At 64.8% G+C, this 15,569-nt stretch carries 18 protein-coding genes; 12 read left to right on the top strand and 6 right to left on the bottom strand.

The annotated features are described in order from the left end of the window. Positions 1–43: 43 nt before the first annotated feature. Positions 44–955 carry an EamA family transporter RarD gene (rarD, locus tag Q0C17_RS02090; protein ID WP_291200577.1) on the top strand — a complete coding sequence of 304 codons (912 nt, stop codon included), beginning with the start codon at positions 44–46 and terminating at the stop codon, positions 953–955. A 111-nt stretch (positions 956–1,066) separates the two neighbouring features. Here the strand turns inward: rarD and Q0C17_RS02085 are convergent, their stop codons facing one another. The 3 genes from Q0C17_RS02085 to Q0C17_RS02075 are packed head-to-tail and all read right to left on the bottom strand — an operon-like array spanning position 1,067 to position 3,294. Next, positions 1,067–1,687 carry a LysE family translocator gene (locus Q0C17_RS02085; RefSeq protein ID WP_291200574.1) on the bottom strand — a complete coding sequence of 207 codons (621 nt, stop codon included), beginning with the start codon at positions 1,685–1,687 and terminating at the stop codon, positions 1,067–1,069. Between the two features lie 4 nt (positions 1,688–1,691). Continuing rightward, positions 1,692–2,825, bottom strand: coding sequence for a serine hydrolase domain-containing protein (locus Q0C17_RS02080; RefSeq protein ID WP_291200572.1), 1,134 nt, complete (start codon positions 2,823–2,825; stop codon positions 1,692–1,694). Then, complete coding sequence (locus tag Q0C17_RS02075) at positions 2,818–3,294, bottom strand: GNAT family N-acetyltransferase (protein ID WP_291200569.1); 477 nt, start codon at positions 3,292–3,294, stop codon at positions 2,818–2,820. The genes Q0C17_RS02080 and Q0C17_RS02075 overlap by 8 nt, the downstream gene beginning before the upstream one ends. Positions 3,295–3,346: 52 nt before the next feature. On the opposite strand from Q0C17_RS02075, the gene Q0C17_RS02070 reads away from it, so the two are divergent. The 9 genes from Q0C17_RS02070 to ftsY all read left to right on the top strand — a co-directional run bounded on the left by Q0C17_RS02070 (position 3,347) and on the right by ftsY (position 10,877). Then, entirely contained in the window at positions 3,347–4,228 is an 882-nt protein-coding gene (locus tag Q0C17_RS02070; RefSeq protein WP_291200566.1) for a CoA ester lyase, read from the top strand. A 296-nt stretch (positions 4,229–4,524) separates the two neighbouring features. After that, positions 4,525–4,872 carry an ArsC/Spx/MgsR family protein gene (locus tag Q0C17_RS02065; protein WP_291200563.1) on the top strand — a complete coding sequence of 116 codons (348 nt, stop codon included), beginning with the start codon at positions 4,525–4,527 and terminating at the stop codon, positions 4,870–4,872. A 102-nt stretch (positions 4,873–4,974) separates the two neighbouring features. Beyond that, on the top strand, positions 4,975–5,259 hold the full coding sequence (locus tag Q0C17_RS02060; RefSeq protein ID WP_291200560.1) for a hypothetical protein: 285 nt from the start codon (positions 4,975–4,977) through the stop codon (positions 5,257–5,259). A gap of 31 nt (positions 5,260–5,290) precedes the next feature. Beyond that, positions 5,291–6,355 carry a MaoC family dehydratase gene (locus Q0C17_RS02055; RefSeq protein WP_291200557.1) on the top strand — a complete coding sequence of 355 codons (1,065 nt, stop codon included), beginning with the start codon at positions 5,291–5,293 and terminating at the stop codon, positions 6,353–6,355. 135 nt (positions 6,356–6,490) lie between these two features. Then, the gene (locus tag Q0C17_RS02050; protein WP_291200554.1) at positions 6,491–6,916 is read left to right on the top strand and encodes a hypothetical protein; all 426 of its coding nucleotides are present in this window, start codon (positions 6,491–6,493) and stop codon (positions 6,914–6,916) included. A gap of 60 nt (positions 6,917–6,976) precedes the next feature. Beyond that, the gene (gene dapF, locus Q0C17_RS02045; protein ID WP_291200551.1) at positions 6,977–7,786 is read left to right on the top strand and encodes a diaminopimelate epimerase; all 810 of its coding nucleotides are present in this window, start codon (positions 6,977–6,979) and stop codon (positions 7,784–7,786) included. Positions 7,787–7,849: 63 nt separating this feature from the next. Further along, positions 7,850–8,305 carry a hypothetical protein gene (locus tag Q0C17_RS02040; RefSeq protein ID WP_291200548.1) on the top strand — a complete coding sequence of 152 codons (456 nt, stop codon included), beginning with the start codon at positions 7,850–7,852 and terminating at the stop codon, positions 8,303–8,305. A gap of 56 nt (positions 8,306–8,361) precedes the next feature. Next, on the top strand, positions 8,362–9,639 hold the full coding sequence (gene mtaB / locus Q0C17_RS02035; protein ID WP_291200546.1) for a tRNA (N(6)-L-threonylcarbamoyladenosine(37)-C(2))-methylthiotransferase MtaB: 1,278 nt from the start codon (positions 8,362–8,364) through the stop codon (positions 9,637–9,639). Beyond that, a complete protein-coding gene (ftsY, locus tag Q0C17_RS02030) occupies positions 9,636–10,877 on the top strand; it encodes a signal recognition particle-docking protein FtsY (protein WP_291200543.1) in 1,242 nt (413 codons plus the stop codon). The genes mtaB and ftsY overlap by 4 nt, the downstream gene beginning before the upstream one ends. A 3-nt stretch (positions 10,878–10,880) precedes the next feature. Here the strand turns inward: ftsY and Q0C17_RS02025 are convergent, their stop codons facing one another. The 3 genes from Q0C17_RS02025 to Q0C17_RS02015 all read right to left on the bottom strand — a co-directional run bounded on the left by Q0C17_RS02025 (position 10,881) and on the right by Q0C17_RS02015 (position 13,324). Further along, the gene (locus Q0C17_RS02025) at positions 10,881–11,096 is read right to left on the bottom strand and encodes a helix-turn-helix transcriptional regulator (protein WP_291200541.1); all 216 of its coding nucleotides are present in this window, start codon (positions 11,094–11,096) and stop codon (positions 10,881–10,883) included. Between the two features lie 6 nt (positions 11,097–11,102). Next, entirely contained in the window at positions 11,103–11,510 is a 408-nt protein-coding gene (locus Q0C17_RS02020; RefSeq protein ID WP_291200538.1) for a hypothetical protein, read from the bottom strand. 74 nt (positions 11,511–11,584) lie between these two features. Beyond that, positions 11,585–13,324 carry an amidohydrolase family protein gene (locus tag Q0C17_RS02015; RefSeq protein WP_291200535.1) on the bottom strand — a complete coding sequence of 580 codons (1,740 nt, stop codon included), beginning with the start codon at positions 13,322–13,324 and terminating at the stop codon, positions 11,585–11,587. 525 nt (positions 13,325–13,849) lie between these two features. Between Q0C17_RS02015 and Q0C17_RS02010 the strand changes: the two genes are divergently transcribed. After that, the gene (locus Q0C17_RS02010) at positions 13,850–14,710 is read left to right on the top strand and encodes a DMT family transporter (protein ID WP_291200532.1); all 861 of its coding nucleotides are present in this window, start codon (positions 13,850–13,852) and stop codon (positions 14,708–14,710) included. Positions 14,711–14,792: 82 nt separating this feature from the next. Continuing rightward, positions 14,793–15,530: a septation protein IspZ gene (locus Q0C17_RS02005; RefSeq protein WP_291200529.1), complete on the top strand. Its 738-nt coding sequence runs from the start codon at positions 14,793–14,795 to the stop codon at positions 15,528–15,530. Positions 15,531–15,569 lie beyond the last annotated feature (39 nt).

The raw sequence follows: 15,569 nt of genomic DNA, 5'->3' as shown, positions 1-15,569 counted from the left end.
TCCGGGTGGCGCCGGTTTGGGCAGCGGCCTATAGGGTGCGCGCATGAACGCCGCGCTCCGCCTTGGATTTGCCGCCGCCCTAGGCTGCTACCTGATCTGGGGCAGCCTGCCTTTGTACATCCGCGCAATGAACCATATCGGTGCGTTCGAGCTGCTGGCGCACCGGATCATCTGGTCGGTGCCGACGGCGGTGATCCTGATTGCGCTTGCCGCGAACTGGCGCGATGTAAAGGCAGCCTTCACGGGGTCGAACCTCAAATGGCTGGCACTATCGAGCATCCTGATCGCGGCGAACTGGGCGATTTACATCTGGTCAGTGAATGCCGGACGGGCGATAGAAGCTTCGCTCGGCTACTACATCAACCCGCTGGTCAACGTGTTGTTCGGCATGCTGATCTTTTCGGAGAAGTTGCGGGCCGCGCAATGGCTGGCAGTCGCGGTGGCAACTGTGGGTGTCGCGATCATGGCGTTCGCCTTCGGGCATGTGCCCTGGGTGGCGCTGGCGCTGTGCTCGACCTTTGCCTGTTATGGCGTGATCCGAAAGCAGGTGGTGATCGACAGCCGGGCGGGGTTCCTGGTCGAGGTGTTGCTGCTCGTGCCGCTGGCGGCGGGCTGGCTGGCCTGGTTCGCGACGACGCAGGTGCCCGGGCGCTGGATGGGGGATGGCGGCTGGGACATCGCGCTGCTGATGGCAGCCGGGCCGATCACGGCGGTGCCACTGATCCTGTTCGCGCTGGCGGCCAAGCGCTTGAAGCTCTCCACCATCGGCATGATGCAATATATTGGCCCGACGCTGCAGTTCCTGATCGCGGTGTTCGTGTTCAAGGAAGCGTTCAGCCTGACACATGGCATTGCGTTCGGCTTCATTTGGACGGCGCTCGTCATCTTCACGGCCGACAGCCTGATGGGCGATGCGAAAGCACGTCGCCTGGCGCGGGCCGCGCGGCCGGCTTGAGATACAAAAAAAGCGGCGGAGCCGGAAGGCGCCGCCGCGAAGTTCGTCAAATGCTGATGAGAGCACTGTTCGTTCGAAGAACAGAAGTGCAATGCACGTGCCAGACGCAGTTCAGGTGCGCGGCGGTGTGAGGGCGAGCCAGAGAGCAATCGCCGCCAGAAGGCAAGCGAAGGTTAACCGCGCCGCGAACGAAGTACGCCAGCGCTCGAGCCGCTCGCCTAGCCGCCCGGCCAACAGCACGATTCCGAGATGGACGAGCGTGGCGACCGAGAGATGGATCGCTCCCAGGATCAGGCTCTGCAACCAGACCGGCGCGGGGCTTGCCGGGGTCACGAACTGGTTGATCAGCAGCACATAGAAGGCCAGCGCCTTGGGGTTCAGAACGTTGGCGATGAGGCCGCGGCGAAAGCCACGCTCATGGCCGGACGCGGCGAGGGCAACCGAGCCCGTGTCTGAGTAAGCCTCCCAGGCAAGGTAGAGCATGAAGGCGACGCCGGCCCAGTGCAGCAGGTGGTGAACGCTCGGCACACTGATGATCAGCGCCGTCAGCCCTGTGACTGCGGCGAGGAGCTGCAGTGAGAGGCCGGTGGTGATGCCGGCGACGGCGGCCAAGGCGGGCCGCTTGCCCTCCCGCATCGTCAGCGCGGCCAGCCAGCCCATGTTGGGTCCCGGCGTCAGTTCGATCACCGCGACGGCGATCAGGAACCCGATCCAGTCAAACCCGCCGGGCATCGTGTCAGAGGCACGCCGCCACAGATTCAACAAGGCGCACGGCGCGCGGGTCGCCGACGAGGCTGTTGGACTGGCGGTTCATCACATAAGCGCAGGTGAGCCCCCGCGACGGCGAGGCGATGGCGAGCGAGCCTCCCCAGCCGCAATGGCCAAGGCCGTCCGTAAAAGGACCGAAGGCTTCGAGGTTGTTGTGCATGATGCCGGCGCCAAAGCGCGTGACCATCGGCAAGACAAGGTCCGGCCCGTCGGTGCGGGGGCTGGTGAGCGCGGCGAAGCTCGCCGGGCGTATCAGGCGCTTGCCGCCGATGAGGCCGGTGTGGGCGTAGGCATGATAGAGCGTCGCGACGGCGGAGGCGGTGCCATGTCCGTTGGCGGAGGGAATCTCGATCTCGCGCCAGATGGCGCCGCCCCGGTCCGGCGCTGACCATTTGGTGAGGAAAGCGGCGCGGCGCGGCGGCGTGATTTCGCCAAGGTCGGCGAGCGCTTTGGGGCGCAGGATTTCGGCAACGCGGTCATGCTCGGTTGCCGGCAGGCCGATGCGGAAGTCGATGCCGAGCGGGGCGGTGATGTCCTCGCGCAGGATGGTGCCCAGCGTGCGGCCGGTGATGCGGGCCACGATCTCGCCGACGAGATAGCCCCAGGTCAGCGGATGGTAACCGTGTGCGGTGCCCGGGGGCCACATCGGCGCGAGCTCGGCAAGCGCGGCGGCGCAGGCCGGCGGGTCGAGCCATAGGGCGGGGTCAATGGGGTCGATGAAGCCGGGCAGGCCCGCCTGATGGCTCGCCACCTCGCCGATCGTGATGGCCTCTTTTCCGGCAGCAACAAACTCCGGCCAGACCTCGGCGACGGGCGTTTCGTACCCGCCGGGCAGGCCCTCAACTGCCATGGCGAGGATGAGGGCCGCGATTCCCTTGGTGGTGGAGTAGACAGGCACAAGGGTGCGCGCATCCCAGGGCTTCATGCCTCCGCGGTCGGCCCAGCCGCCGTGAAGGTCGATGATCACCTCGCCGTCCAGCAGCACGGCGAAGCCGGCGCCCTGTTCCTCGCCGCGGGCAAAATTGGCCGCGAAGACCTCTTCCACGGCTTCGAAGCCGGGGGCGACGAAGCCGCTGATCGGGGGAAGGGCCGTGTCAGGCATCGAGGATCTTCTCCATCCGGAAGCGTTTGAACGTCTCGCCGCCGCGCGTCACGGTTTCGGGCCGGGTGACCACGAAACCAACGGCTTCAAAGGGGGCCTTCGCATGCAGACTGGCATCGGTCCAGAGGCGGGCAAAACGGGCGCCGCGCGCTTCGTCCTCGAGTGCGGTGTAGAGTTGCCGGAACAGGCCGCGTCCCTGCGCGGGGGCTATGATGTAGGCGAGGTCCACATAACCTTCCGGCGTCAGCGTCATGAAGCCGAGCGCCTCGCCGGCGTCTTCTGCCAGCCAGACTGCCTGCGCGCCGAGATGGGCGGCCCACGCCTCGCCGGCGCGCGGCGCAGGCGACCAGGCGGCCCGCTGCGCCTGCGTATAAGCGGTAGCGCCGCCGCGGACGGCGGCATGGAAAACCGCACCCAGCGCGTCGAAATCGCGCGGGTTGGCCCGCCTGATCTGGACATGTGCGGCCATGCGATGCATCGCTCCGGTGTCAGATCATCAGCTCTTAAGGGGTAACCCGCCCATGTCCACCGCCCATCGTCCGCGCCGCTCCTGCCTCTACATGCCGGGGGCCAATGCCCGCGCGCTCGAGAAAGCCCGTGAGATTCCTGCCGACACGCTGATCCTCGACCTTGAGGATGCGGTCGCCCCCGAAGCGAAGGGCGAGGCACGCGGGGCAATTGCTGCGGCGCTCGCCGCGGGCGGATACGGCCAGCGCGAACTGGTCGTGCGGATGAACGGGCTCGATACCGAGTGGGGCCATGCGGATCTGGAAATGGCGGTGAAGTCCGGGGCGCATGCCGTGCTGGCGCCGAAGGTGACGAGCGCGCGCGACATCGAGCGGCTGGACGCAGCGCTGAAAAAGGCGGGGGCAGGGGACGGCTTCGCACTCTGGGTGATGATCGAGATGCCACTGGCGATACTCAACATTCACGAGATCGCGGCGGCCTCTGTCGGTTCGCACCTCACCACTTTCGTCATGGGCACCAACGACCTTGCCAAGGAATATCGCGCCCGGATGACCCCGGAACGGGCCGCTTTCCAGACGGCGCTGCAGCTGTCGGTGGCGGCGGCGCGCGCCTATAACCTGACAGCCATCGACGGCGTTTACAACGACATCAAGAACGAGACGGGCTTTGCCGCCGAATGCGAACAGGGCCGCGATCTCGGCTTTGACGGCAAGACGCTGATCCATCCTTCCCAAGTCGAGGCATGCAACCGCGTTTTTGCGCCCTCGGGCGCCGATGTGGAACAGGCTCGCGCGGTGATCGCCGCGTTCGCCGATCCGGCCAATGCGGGCAAGGGCGTGCTGAAGGTCAACGGCAAGATGACGGAGCTGTTGCACCTTGATGAAGCCAGGCGCGCCGTCGCGCTGGACGAGGCGATCCGGGCGCTGGCGGACTGAGTGATCCGGCAGCTTTCCCCTAGGATCGCAGAGATTCCGGAGGCGGTCTCGCTGACACCGAATAGCCGGGTGCTGGAGATCGGATGCAGGCTGGGCGCCATCTGGCGGAGGAAGCCGCCAGGCTGAAGGGGGGCGCTGGCGCGGCCCGGCGGCCTGTCGACGGATGGCGGGGCAGCGCTGCGCGAGATTGATCTCAGTGGATTTCGGCAGGGGGCTGCGCCGCGGCTCTCACCGGGAGGACTCGACAAGACTGCGTCCGCCCCTAACTCCACATTCAGCAAACGCAGGAGTCTCCCATGACCTATGTTCTCATCCACAATCCCGGTTGCGGGTCATCCAAGAAGGGGCTGGAGCTGCTGGAGGCGAGGGGTGTGAAGGTTGAGGTGCGCAAGTACATGAGCTTGGCGGAGCGCCTCAGTATCGAAGAACTGAAGGATATCGCGAAGAAGATGGGCGCGAAGTCGCCGCGTGAATTCCTGCGAGCGAAGGATGCCGAGGCGGCGGGACTAAGCGAGGGCGCGAGCGATCAGGAGGTCTATTCCGCAATGGCAGAGAACCCGAAGCTGATCCAGCGCCCGATCGGCATCAATGGCGAGAAGTCCGTGCTAGGCCGGCCGAACGAAAAGCTGCTGGAGATCGTCTGAAGCGCGTAATTCAGTCGCAGCGCGGGCGGGCGGCAGGCCGATCGATCAAATTTCACCGATCGGATTCGCCGAATATCAGCCTTGGCATGGCAGGGTGGGCGGATGATTACCCTTGCTCTCTCCCTTGCCGTCCTGCTGCTCGCCTTTGCGGCCTTTGCCGCTTTCGGCCTGCCATACATGGTCATGGGGCCGCGCGCATTCGAGGAGTTTTCCGAGCGCCGTGATGCCCAAGTGATGGCCGTGATGCTGGCGCTGGCGGGCGGTTTCGTAACTGCTTCGGTGGTTGCCGGGCCCGCCTTGATTTCGGCTGCTCCTCAGGTGCAGGTGTTCGCTGAGACAGCGCGGGGCGCGCCGAACGGGGTTGCGGAGCAGATGCTCCGGCCCTGACACGTGCCCCGGCCAACAGGAGACGCGGGACGTGGCAAAAAATCTGAAGACCGGGACGAAGTCGAACCCCGGCAATTTCTTTGAAGACTTCAAGCCCGGCGAGACGCTGGTGCATCCAACGCCGCAAACGGTGACCGAGGGCGACCTTGCGCTCTACCGCGCGCTGACCGGCAATCGTTATGCCCAGTATTCCTCCGCCGAGTTCGCCAAGGGAGCCGGCCTGCCGGGGCTTACGGCCGATCCGCTGCATGCGTTCCACATCGTCTTCGGCAAGACGGTTCCCGATATCTCGCTGAACGCAGTGGCGAACCTCGGCTATGCTGATGGTCATATCCTGAGGCCGGTCCTGCCAGGCGACACGCTGCGCGCCGAAAGTCAGGTGATCGGCGTAAAGGAGAATTCCAACGGCAAGACCGGGGTCGTCTGGGTGCGGACGAAAGGCGTCAATCAGCGCGGCGAGGACGTGCTGAACTATGTGCGTTGGGTGATGGTCAACAAGCGCGATGCCGCTTCGCCCGCGCCGGTGGAAGTTGTCCCCTCGCTGCCGGCCGCGGTGGCAGCCTCGGACTTGTCTGGCGCGCTGGAGATGAAGAGCTGGCCTTTCGACCAGTCCGGCAGCCGGCATGTCTACGAGGATTACGAGATCGGGGAGAAGATTGACCATGCCGACGGCATGACGATCCAGGAGGCCGAGCACCAGATTGCCACGCGCCTCTACCAGAACACCGCGAAGGTGCACTTCGACTTCCATGGCCAGAAGCAAAGCCGCTTCGGCAAGCGGCTGATCTATGGCGGCGTGGTGATCTCGATTGCGCGCTCGCTGGCGTTCAACGGGCTTGCCAATGCCGGCCAGGTGCTTGCGATCAACGCGGGCAGCCATGTGAGCCCGCTGTTTGCTTGGGACACGATCTATGCGTGGAGTGAAGTGCTGGACAAGGCGGAGCTGTCGGAGACGGCCGGCGCGCTGCGTCTGCGGCTCGTTGCGGTGAAGGACCAACCGTCCGGCCTGTTCGCCTACAAGGATGCCAACGGAAAGTATGCCGACGGCGTGCTGCTCGACTTCGACTATTGGGCGGCCATTCCGCGCGCCCGCTGACGCTCGGCCCGGAGAAGGAGTGCGGGGAGCGCGGGGAAGACGCCTTCGCGCCATTCGGCGCCAGCCGTCTTAACCGAGCAGGGCGGGCCAGCGGATTGCCGGTGCCCTGCTGACGAACCGCGAAAGACGCCCTATATGGCCCCGATGGGCGGCTATCTTCCTTACGTGGATTTCACAGAGTTTGCGATGGCGCTGGGGGTATTCCTCTCGGCGCTGGTGAGCCTCGTGGGCACATCCGCACGCAAGCGCACGATCGCGATAGGTGAGGCGCGCCTGTCGGATCTTGCGGAAATGACGGGCATCCTGCAGCCGAAACAGGTGATGGCCGTGTTCGGCCCACCGGACATGGGCCGCACCTGGCCGAGCGTAACACTGCTGGATGTGCGACGGGCGCGGGGACCGCTCGGGTGGCTGATGTCGAGCGACCTTGTGGACTATGGTTGTATGCTGGCGGCGGCGGTCGCTCTGTTTGTGAATTTCAAGATCATGCCGCTTTTCCTGATCAGCGCACTGGCAATCCAGGTCGCTGGCTGGGTGGTTTCCGCGCGGGTGCCGAAATGAGGGTGCTTGGTGCCTGCCGACCGCTTCCCGGCGGTGCGGAAACCCGTTAGGAGTGCGGCCATGAGGCTTTGGAAGATGAATGGTGCCGGCAACGCGTTTGCCATTTTCGACGCGCGCTCGACGCCCTTCGCGCCGAGCGTCGAGCAGATACGTCAGATTGCTGCCGACCTGAAGGCCGACCAGGTGATCGCGCTGGAGCGCGATGCGACCAAGGACGTATTCATGCGGATCTGGAACGCCGATGGCGGCCAGGTGCATGCCTGCGGCAATGCCTCGCGCTGTGTCGGCCAGCTGATCCTCGAAGAGACCGGCAAGGACCGCGTCACGATCCAGACCGAAGCCGACATGCTGAAGGCTTTCCGCGCCGAGGGTGGGCTGATCACGGTGGATATGGGCTCGCCCCTGATGGGCTGGGCGGATATTCCGTTGTCGGAAAAAATGGATGTGCGCGGCGTCGACCTGAAGATCGGGCCGATCGACAAGCCGATCCTGGCGCTGCCGGCGGTTGTGTCGATGGGTAATCCGCATGCGGTGTTTTTCGTTGAGGACGTCAACGCCTATGACATCCCGAAGATCGGACCGCTGGTAGAGAACCATCCGCTGTTCCCGCAGGGCACGAATGTCGGCTTTGCACAGATCCTCGACAAACAGACAATCCGTCTACGCGTCTGGGAGCGCGGAGCAGGGTTGACCAAGGCCTGCGGCACGGGCGCCTGTGCGGCGCTGGTGTGTGCGGCGCGCGCCAAGCTGACCGGCCGCAAGGCCCGCGTCATCGTAGACGGCGGGGACCTCCACATCGAATGGCGCGAGAGCGACGACCATGTTTACATGACCGGGCCGGTCGAGCTGGAATTCGAGACGGACGTCTAGTAATTCGCGCTTGCAGGAAGGCCCGGGCTCGACCAGTCTGCGGGGTAAATCCTGGAGACACCCATGCGCCGCATCCTGCTGATTGCCCCTCTTATACTGACAGCAGCACCGGCGTTGTGCGAGCCTCTGCAGGTGTCCAAGGGCATGTGGACGGCGACAACCGATGTCTACTTCAACGTGACGAACAACGGACAGCTGACTGAAATTCCCCCGGAACACGAGCGGATTGATGAATGCTGGTCGAAGGATGAGGACGTGACGCTGGACGAGGGCCTCGTCGACTATTTTGAAGGCTGCAGTGTCGTCGACACGTTCACGACGCCTTACTCTATCGATTTCGACCTCTCCTGCGATTTCTCGGGCCTGCCGATGACCGGCATTGCCTCCTTCGCGGTCAGCAAGGGCGGCGACAGCTTTGTCGGCCGGATCTACCTGGACGGGGCAAGCGGCGAGACGGGCGCCGAGGCCGAAGCCCTCATGATCGGCCACCGGACCGGCACCTGCGCGGCGCCGAACTGAGCATTCCCGCGCGCCAAGCTTGCAATTCTCCGCCATAGGCGCGATCTGACGGCCAGATGCCGGATACTGCTCCTCCTTCTGGCCCGACGGTGATTACCCTCGGATGCCGCCTCAACACCTATGAGTCCGAGGTGATGCGCCGCCATGCGCAGGCGGCAGGGCTGGGCGACGCCGTGATCATAAATACCTGTGCGGTGACGAGCGAAGCGGTGCGCGGCGCGCGCCAGGCGATCCGCCGGGCCGCGAAAGACAATCCAGGCGCACCGATCCTGGTAACCGGGTGTGCGGCACAAACCGATCCCGACATGTTTGCGGCGATGCCGGAAGTGACCCGCGTGATCGGCAATCACGAGAAGATGCAGGCGGAGACCTGGGCGCCGGTCAGCCTGCTGGGCGGCGAGGAGAAAGTCCGCGTCAACGACATCATGAGCGTGCGCGAGACCGCCGTACACCTGATCGACGGGATGGACGGGCGAGCGCGGGCCTACGTGCAGGTCCAGAATGGCTGCGACCACCGCTGCACCTTCTGCATCATTCCTTACGGGCGCGGAAACTCGCGCTCGGTGCCGGCGGGTGAGGTGGTCGCCCAGGTGCGCAGCCTTGTCGAGACGGGGCACTATGAAGTGGTTCTGACCGGCGTGGACCTTACGAGCTGGGGTGCAGACCTTCCGGGTACGCCGCAACTCGGCAATCTTGTGCTGCGTATCCTGAAGCTGGTGCCGGAACTGCGCCAACTGAGGATTTCCTCGATCGACGCAATCGAGATGGACGAGGCGCTGATTGAGGCGATGGGCGAGAGGCGCGTCGCACCCTATCTCCACCTCTCGCTGCAGCATGGCGACGATCTGATCCTGAAGCGCATGAAGCGGCGCCATTCGCGCGCGCAGGCCCTCGCGCTGGCGGCACGGCTGCGGCGCGTGCGGCCGGATATCGCGCTGGGCGCCGACATCATCGCAGGCTTTCCAACCGAGACCGAAGCGCATTTCGAGAACTCGCTGCGCCTTGTGGAGGATTGCGGCCTCTCCTTCCTTCACGCCTTTCCTTATAGCCCGCGCCCCGGCACGCCGGCGGCGAAGATGCCTCAAGTTGCAAAGCCGCTCGTGAAAGAACGCGCGGCGCGTCTGCGACTGGCGGGCGAGGTGGCGCTCGCGAAGCATTTCACCCGGCATGTGGGCGAGGTCCGTGGGGCGCTGCTCGAACGCGGGTTGGCAGCCCGGCTTCCCGATTTCACGCCTGTTCGACTGAGTGCTCCGGCAGGAGATGGTGGCCACATTCTCCCGGTACGAATCACCGGCCATGACGGAAAGCAGCTTCTTGGAACACACATCCCATGATCCTCTGGTTCGGCAAGAAAAAGAAACTTGATGAAGTGAAGGCCGCGGGCGCCGCGATGCAGGCGCCGGAGCTTTCGGCGGAGGAGCACGCCGCGCAGGAAGCAGCGGCGCGCGAGAAAGCCGAGATCGAGGCGAAGGTAGCCGAAGCAAACCGCGCCTGGGAGGAGCGCCAGAAGCGCGAGGCGCAGGAGGCCGAAGACGAGTCCGTACGCGCGAAGGCGGCGGCCGAACTGAAGCTGCTGGAAGATCGACGCGAACATGCGCGCCTGCGCGAAGAAGCCGAAGCGGCGGCTCGTGCAGCGGCGGAAGCTGAAGCAAATGACCCGGGCCTGTTCGGCAAGCTGGGCGAAGGGCTTGCGCGCTCCACCGCGCGGCTGACCGAAGGGCTAGCGGCGCTCGGCCGGCGTAAGCTCGATGCTGCGGCACTGGAGGAACTCGAAGATCTGCTGATCACGTCCGACATGGGCGCGAAGGTGGCACAACGAGTGACCAAGGGCCTCGCCAAGGGCCGGTTCGACCGCGAGGTATCCGGTGACGAGATCCGGCGTGTCCTGGCAGAGGAGATCGAGGCGATCTTGAAGCCGCGTGAGAAAGTCGTCGATTTCTCTGACGGGCCGCGCCCGCGCGTGGTGCTGTTCGTGGGCGTCAACGGCTCGGGCAAAACGACAACGATCGGCAAGATTGCGTCGAAGCTGCAGGGCCAGGGCGCGAAGGCTCTGCTGGTGGCGGGAGATACGTTCCGCGCGGCGGCGGTGGAGCAGCTGAAGGTCTGGGGCGAACGCGGCGGCATTCCGGTGATGGCGGGCGCGCACGGGGCGGATGCGGCGGGGCTTGTCTACGGCGCCGTGGAGCGTGCGCAGGCCGAAGATCTGGACCTCGTGCTGGTGGACACCGCCGGGCGCCTCCAGAACAAGGCCGAGCTGATGGCGGAGCTGGGAAAAATCGTCCGGGTACTGAGGAAAATTGACCCCGAAGCACCGCACGACGTTATCCTGGTTCTGGATGCGACAGTCGGTCAGAACGCGCTGAGCCAGGTCGAGGCGTTCCGGCACACGGCGGGCGTGACGGGGCTCGTGATGACGAAGCTCGACGGCACGGCTAAAGGCGGCGTTTTGGTGGCTATTGCCGAAGCGCATGACCTGCCGATCCACTTCATTGGTATCGGCGAGACGGCGGCAGATCTCCGCCCGTTCAGCGCGGCGGCGTTTGCGCGGGCGCTGGTGGGGCTGAAGGCCTGACGGTCACTCCGCCGCCTCGGCCACACTTGCGCCGTCGTCGAACAAATCTTCGATGCTGCGCCCGAAGAGGCGGGCGATTGCAAAAGCGAGGGGCAGGGAGGGGTCGTACTTCCCGGTTTCGATGGCGTTCACAGACTGGCGGGAGACGTCCAGCTTGTCGGCCAGTTCCTGCTGGCTCCAGCCGCGTTCGGCACGCAGGATACGGATGATGTTCTGCACGGGCGGTCAGACCGTCTTGCCCATTTGGCGCCGGCAATAGGCCAGGCCGTAGGCGGCAACAAAAAAGGCGCCGAACAGAAACAGCGGCACGTCTGCGATCGCGTTGAAGGCTTCGAGCAAACCGACAAGGAAGATCGCAGCTGTCGTGATAACGCCGCCTTCGGCCAGGGCCTGCAGCTGGCGCATCCGGGTGTATTCGTCGGTCTCGTTGACATGCCGAAGCAGGGCCCAGAGCGCGCCGAAGAGCGGCAAGGCGACGGCGATGGCGAAGCCGGCGCGCAAAGCCAGCGGCGAGGTCTCCTGATCGACCAGATACACGCCTGCGAAGAACACAGCGAGGTAGGCGCCCATCGAGGGCCAGAATACGAGCTTGTAACGCCGGCTGGCGGTGCGAAAGCCTTTGGGCTGGGTCATGGCAGGGTCCGTTCTGTCAAGTTTCCTTGTCTATATGACAAGGAAGCTTGACTAGTCAAGCGACCTTTACAGAATTATTCGGCAGCGAGGGCCGAGCCGGGGGCTTCCTGTTTGCCGCGGACGAGGCGGCCGGGTTTGGCGCCGGTAGGGGCGCCGTCACGGTGGGTGATCTCGCCCCTGAGAATGGTGGCGGTGTACCCCGATGCGCGCTGCATCAGGCGTCGGCCGCCCGCGGGCAAGTCGCGGATCACTTCTGGCAAATGCAGCTTCAGGCCGGAAAGGTTGATCACGTTGAGGTCGGCCCGCATGCCGGGGGCGATCAGGCCGCGGTCCCAGAGGCCAATCCATTCGGCCGTGGCGCGCGACTGTTTGTGGACGAGGAATTCCGGCGTGAGTTTTGGCCCGCGCGTGCGGTCGCGGATCCAATGGGTCAGCATCGTTGTGGTGAATGAGCCGTCGCAGATCATGCCGACATGCGCGCCGCCATCGGAAAGGCCGGGAAGGGTCGCGGGGCTCTGCATCATCTCGGCGATGGGGTCTAGCGAGCCCTGGGAATAGTTGAGGAAGGGCAGGTAGAGCATGCCTTGGCCATCGCGTTCCAGCATCAGGTCGAGCGCGGCTTCTTCCGGCTTCACGCCGCGCCGGGCGGCGATGGCTTCCAGCGTACGCTCGGGGCCGGGCTCATAATCGACCGGTTCCGACAGCTGGAAGATCTTGCCGAAGCTGCGCAGCATCACTTTCAGAAACGGATTGTCCGTACGCGGCTCATCGGCGAGCAGGCGTGCGCGGAATTCCGGATTGTGCAGCCTTGCCACACGTTCGGCATGCGAAAGACTGGCAATCGCCTGGTAGACGGGGTGGGCACTGAACGGGTTCAGGGTCAGGTCGAGGCCGAGGAGCACGCCGACCGGGCGGGGGGCGACCTGGGCGCGGATCGGCAGACCTTCGGCGGCGGCCGCTTCGATCGCGCCAAGCAGCAAACGCCAGCCTTCCGGCGCAACGTCTGCCTGAGCGAGGGAAACCGACAGCGGCCGGCCCGAGACCTCGACGAGGCGGCGGAGCATGGCCGCTTCTTTCTGCGGATCGTTGAAGTCGGACACGAACTGCAGCACGCCGCGTCCGGCTTCGGCGAGCCCCATGGCGATGCCGGTGAGCTCATCCTGCGAGGCGGTGAGCGTTGGTGTTGGCTGGCCGTCGGAGGTGCGGTGATTCAGTGTCCGCGATGTGGAGAAGCCCATCGCGCCGGCCATCACCGCTTCCTTGGCGAGCTGTTTCATCAGCCGGATGTCGTCGGGGGTGGCATCCTCGCGGTTGGCGCCGCGGTCACCCATCACGAAGACGCGCAAGGCAGCATGGGGAAGCTGCGCGCAGATGTCGGTGTCGAACTTCCGGCTCGACAGGAAGTCCAGATAGTCCGGAAAGCTTTCCCAGGCCCATGGTAGACCTTCTTCCAGAACGGGATAGGGAATGTCCTCGACGCCTTCCATGAGGCGGATCAGGCGACCATGATCTTCCGGCTTGCAGGGCGCAAAGCCGACGCCGCAATTGCCCATGACGGCGGTGGTGATACCGTGCAGGGAGGAAGGGCTGATCGCCTCCGCCCAGGCGGCCTGGCCGTCATAATGGGTATGCAGGTCCACGAAGCCCGGCGTAACCGTCTGGCCGCGCGCGTCGATCTCCTCGATACCCTTGCCATTCACCTTGCCCACGCCGGTGATCACGCCGCCGGAGACGGCCACATCGCCTTCGAAGGCCGGCGCGCCCGAGCCGTCGATGATCGTCCCGTTTCGGATTATGAGGTCGTGTGTGGCCATGGTGAATTCCTCCAGATGGCAGGATGCCTCAAGGGGAGGGGGTGTCAAACCCTGACGCTGCGACGCCGACATGAATTGAGCGTCAGAACCGGTCCGCGCAGAGCCGCCGGAACGGTTCCGCGCGCGGCGCCCGTCTCGCTCTGGGGCGTTACCACCGTATCCTCGATTCCGCCGCGCTCCCGCCCGCGATACACTGCCGCGAAGGCCACAACGAAGGCGCCGGCAAACACGGCCGACCAGCTGACCACGGAGCCTTCCCAGCGCGGGGTGGTGGGACGGGTGAGGTCGCAGGTAGCGTAGGTACCGACATGGCGCTGCCCTCAGAAGTTCAGCAGCAGGAGAATAATGACGGTGATCGGCACCCCGATGCGCCAGAGCAGAATGCCCCTGCGCATGAATGTCAGCCCCCTGCAGATGTATCGGCTGCTCCTGGAACGGCGCTAACGCCGCCCGGCACGGATGGTTCCTTCTGTGCGCAACGGCGCCACTTCCCGGACGCGTAAAAGCCGCCTATGCGCAGGCGCCATGGGGCCGGAAATCCTTCCCGTTGCGCTTTGCCTGATATCGGCGCTGACCGTGGCCGTGACGAATGTCATGGTGAAGCGGGGCGGGGACGTGCTGACGACGCGTGCCATTGTGGCAATGGTCATGGGTCTGATGGTGGTGCCGTTGGCACCTTTTGTTCCGCTGCCGCCAGCAGGCACCTGGGGGCTGATCTTCCTTTCGATGGCGGTGCACTGGCTCTACCAGTTCTGCGCCATCCGCGCGCTTCACCGGGGCGCGCTGTCGCTTGTCTTCCCGGTGATGCGCGGGCTGGGTCCGCTGGCGACGGCGGTGCTCGCCGCGATCTGGCTGAAGGAAGACTTGTCCGCCTGGCAGACAGCCGGTCTGGTGGTGGCGAGCCTGTCCATCCTTGTGTTTGCGCTGCCGACATCCGGCACGGCGGACGGGCGAAGGCTCGACCGCTCGGCCTTGTTCTGGGCGATGATGACGGCGGTGGGCGTGGGGCTCTATGCCGTGGCCGATACGCGCGCCGCACGCGCGATGGAGACGCCTTTGACGTTCATCGTCTGGTTGTTCCTGCTGGACTGGATCGGGGTTACAGCCGTGCTGGTCTGGCAGCGCAGGGGACGTTTGATCGAGAGTCTGAGGCCGGAACTGCGCAATGGCATCATCGGCGGCGTGGCGGGGTCTATTTCCTATGGCCTCGCGATCTATGCCTATACACTGACGGACGCGGCGATGGTTACCGCGCTGCGCGAGACATCTGTAGTGTTCGCAGCGGCATTGGGGGCCTGGCTTCTGAAGGAAGGCTTCGGGCGGCGGCGTGTGGTGGCGGCGTCCACGCTGGCGGCCGGGCTCGTCCTGATGCAGGCGGCCGCCTGACGCGCAGGTCTGGAACGCCGGCGCCATCCGTGACAGACAGGCCCGGTTGAACCAACGGGCCCGCATCTGCGTAGGAAACGGCATGAACGAGACAGTGAAATCCGAAAACGGCATAGGCACGGCCGCCGGCAAGGCGAACCAGCTGTGGGGGGACTTCGTGCCCGTGATTGCCTTCGTGCTGGTCTACAATATCTTCCGGCGTGTCGACCTGATGGACGGGCTGATCAACAAGGATACCGCGATCTTCTGGGCGACGGGTGTGCTCCTCGCACTCATGCTCGGCTTCCTGGCGCGCCAGCTGGTGATGCGCGAGCCGGTGTCGCAGATGATGCTTTTCTCTTCCGCCATTGTCGGCGGCTTCGGCCTGATCGGCATCCTTCTTCAGGAGAAGGCCTTTATCTATGTGAAGCCGACCATCCAGCAGCTCTTCATGGCGGGGATCATCTTCATTCCGCTGTTATTCGGGCGGAACGTCTGGAAGTCGCTTTTCTCGAAAGTGTTCGATTTGCCGGATTTCGCCTGGCGCACGCTGGCTATCCGCTGGGGTTTCTTCTTCATCGCAATGGCGATCTGGAACGAATATCTCTGGCGCACCTTCGCGCCAGGTTTTGATGCGCCGCTCGTGATGGCAGGCATTCCGGTCGCGCCCGCCGGCACGTACGAATTCCTTGGGCTGACATTCGGCGCAAAAGACGCCGAGGACGTGTGGGCCAACTGGAAGCTCGGCAACATGGTGATCGTGTTGATCTTCGGCGCGGCGAATACGCCGTACACGTTGAAGCATCTGCGCGAGCCTAAGACAGAGACGGCAGCGGCCTGATCTTGCGGCAAGACCATCTCATCCTCAGGTGTCACTGAG

It is taken from the genome of Hyphomonas sp., from assembly GCF_022844445.1.
Classification (GTDB): Bacteria; Pseudomonadota; Alphaproteobacteria; order Caulobacterales; family Hyphomonadaceae; genus Hyphomonas.
This window is presented reverse-complemented; position numbering and strand designations above follow the sequence as displayed.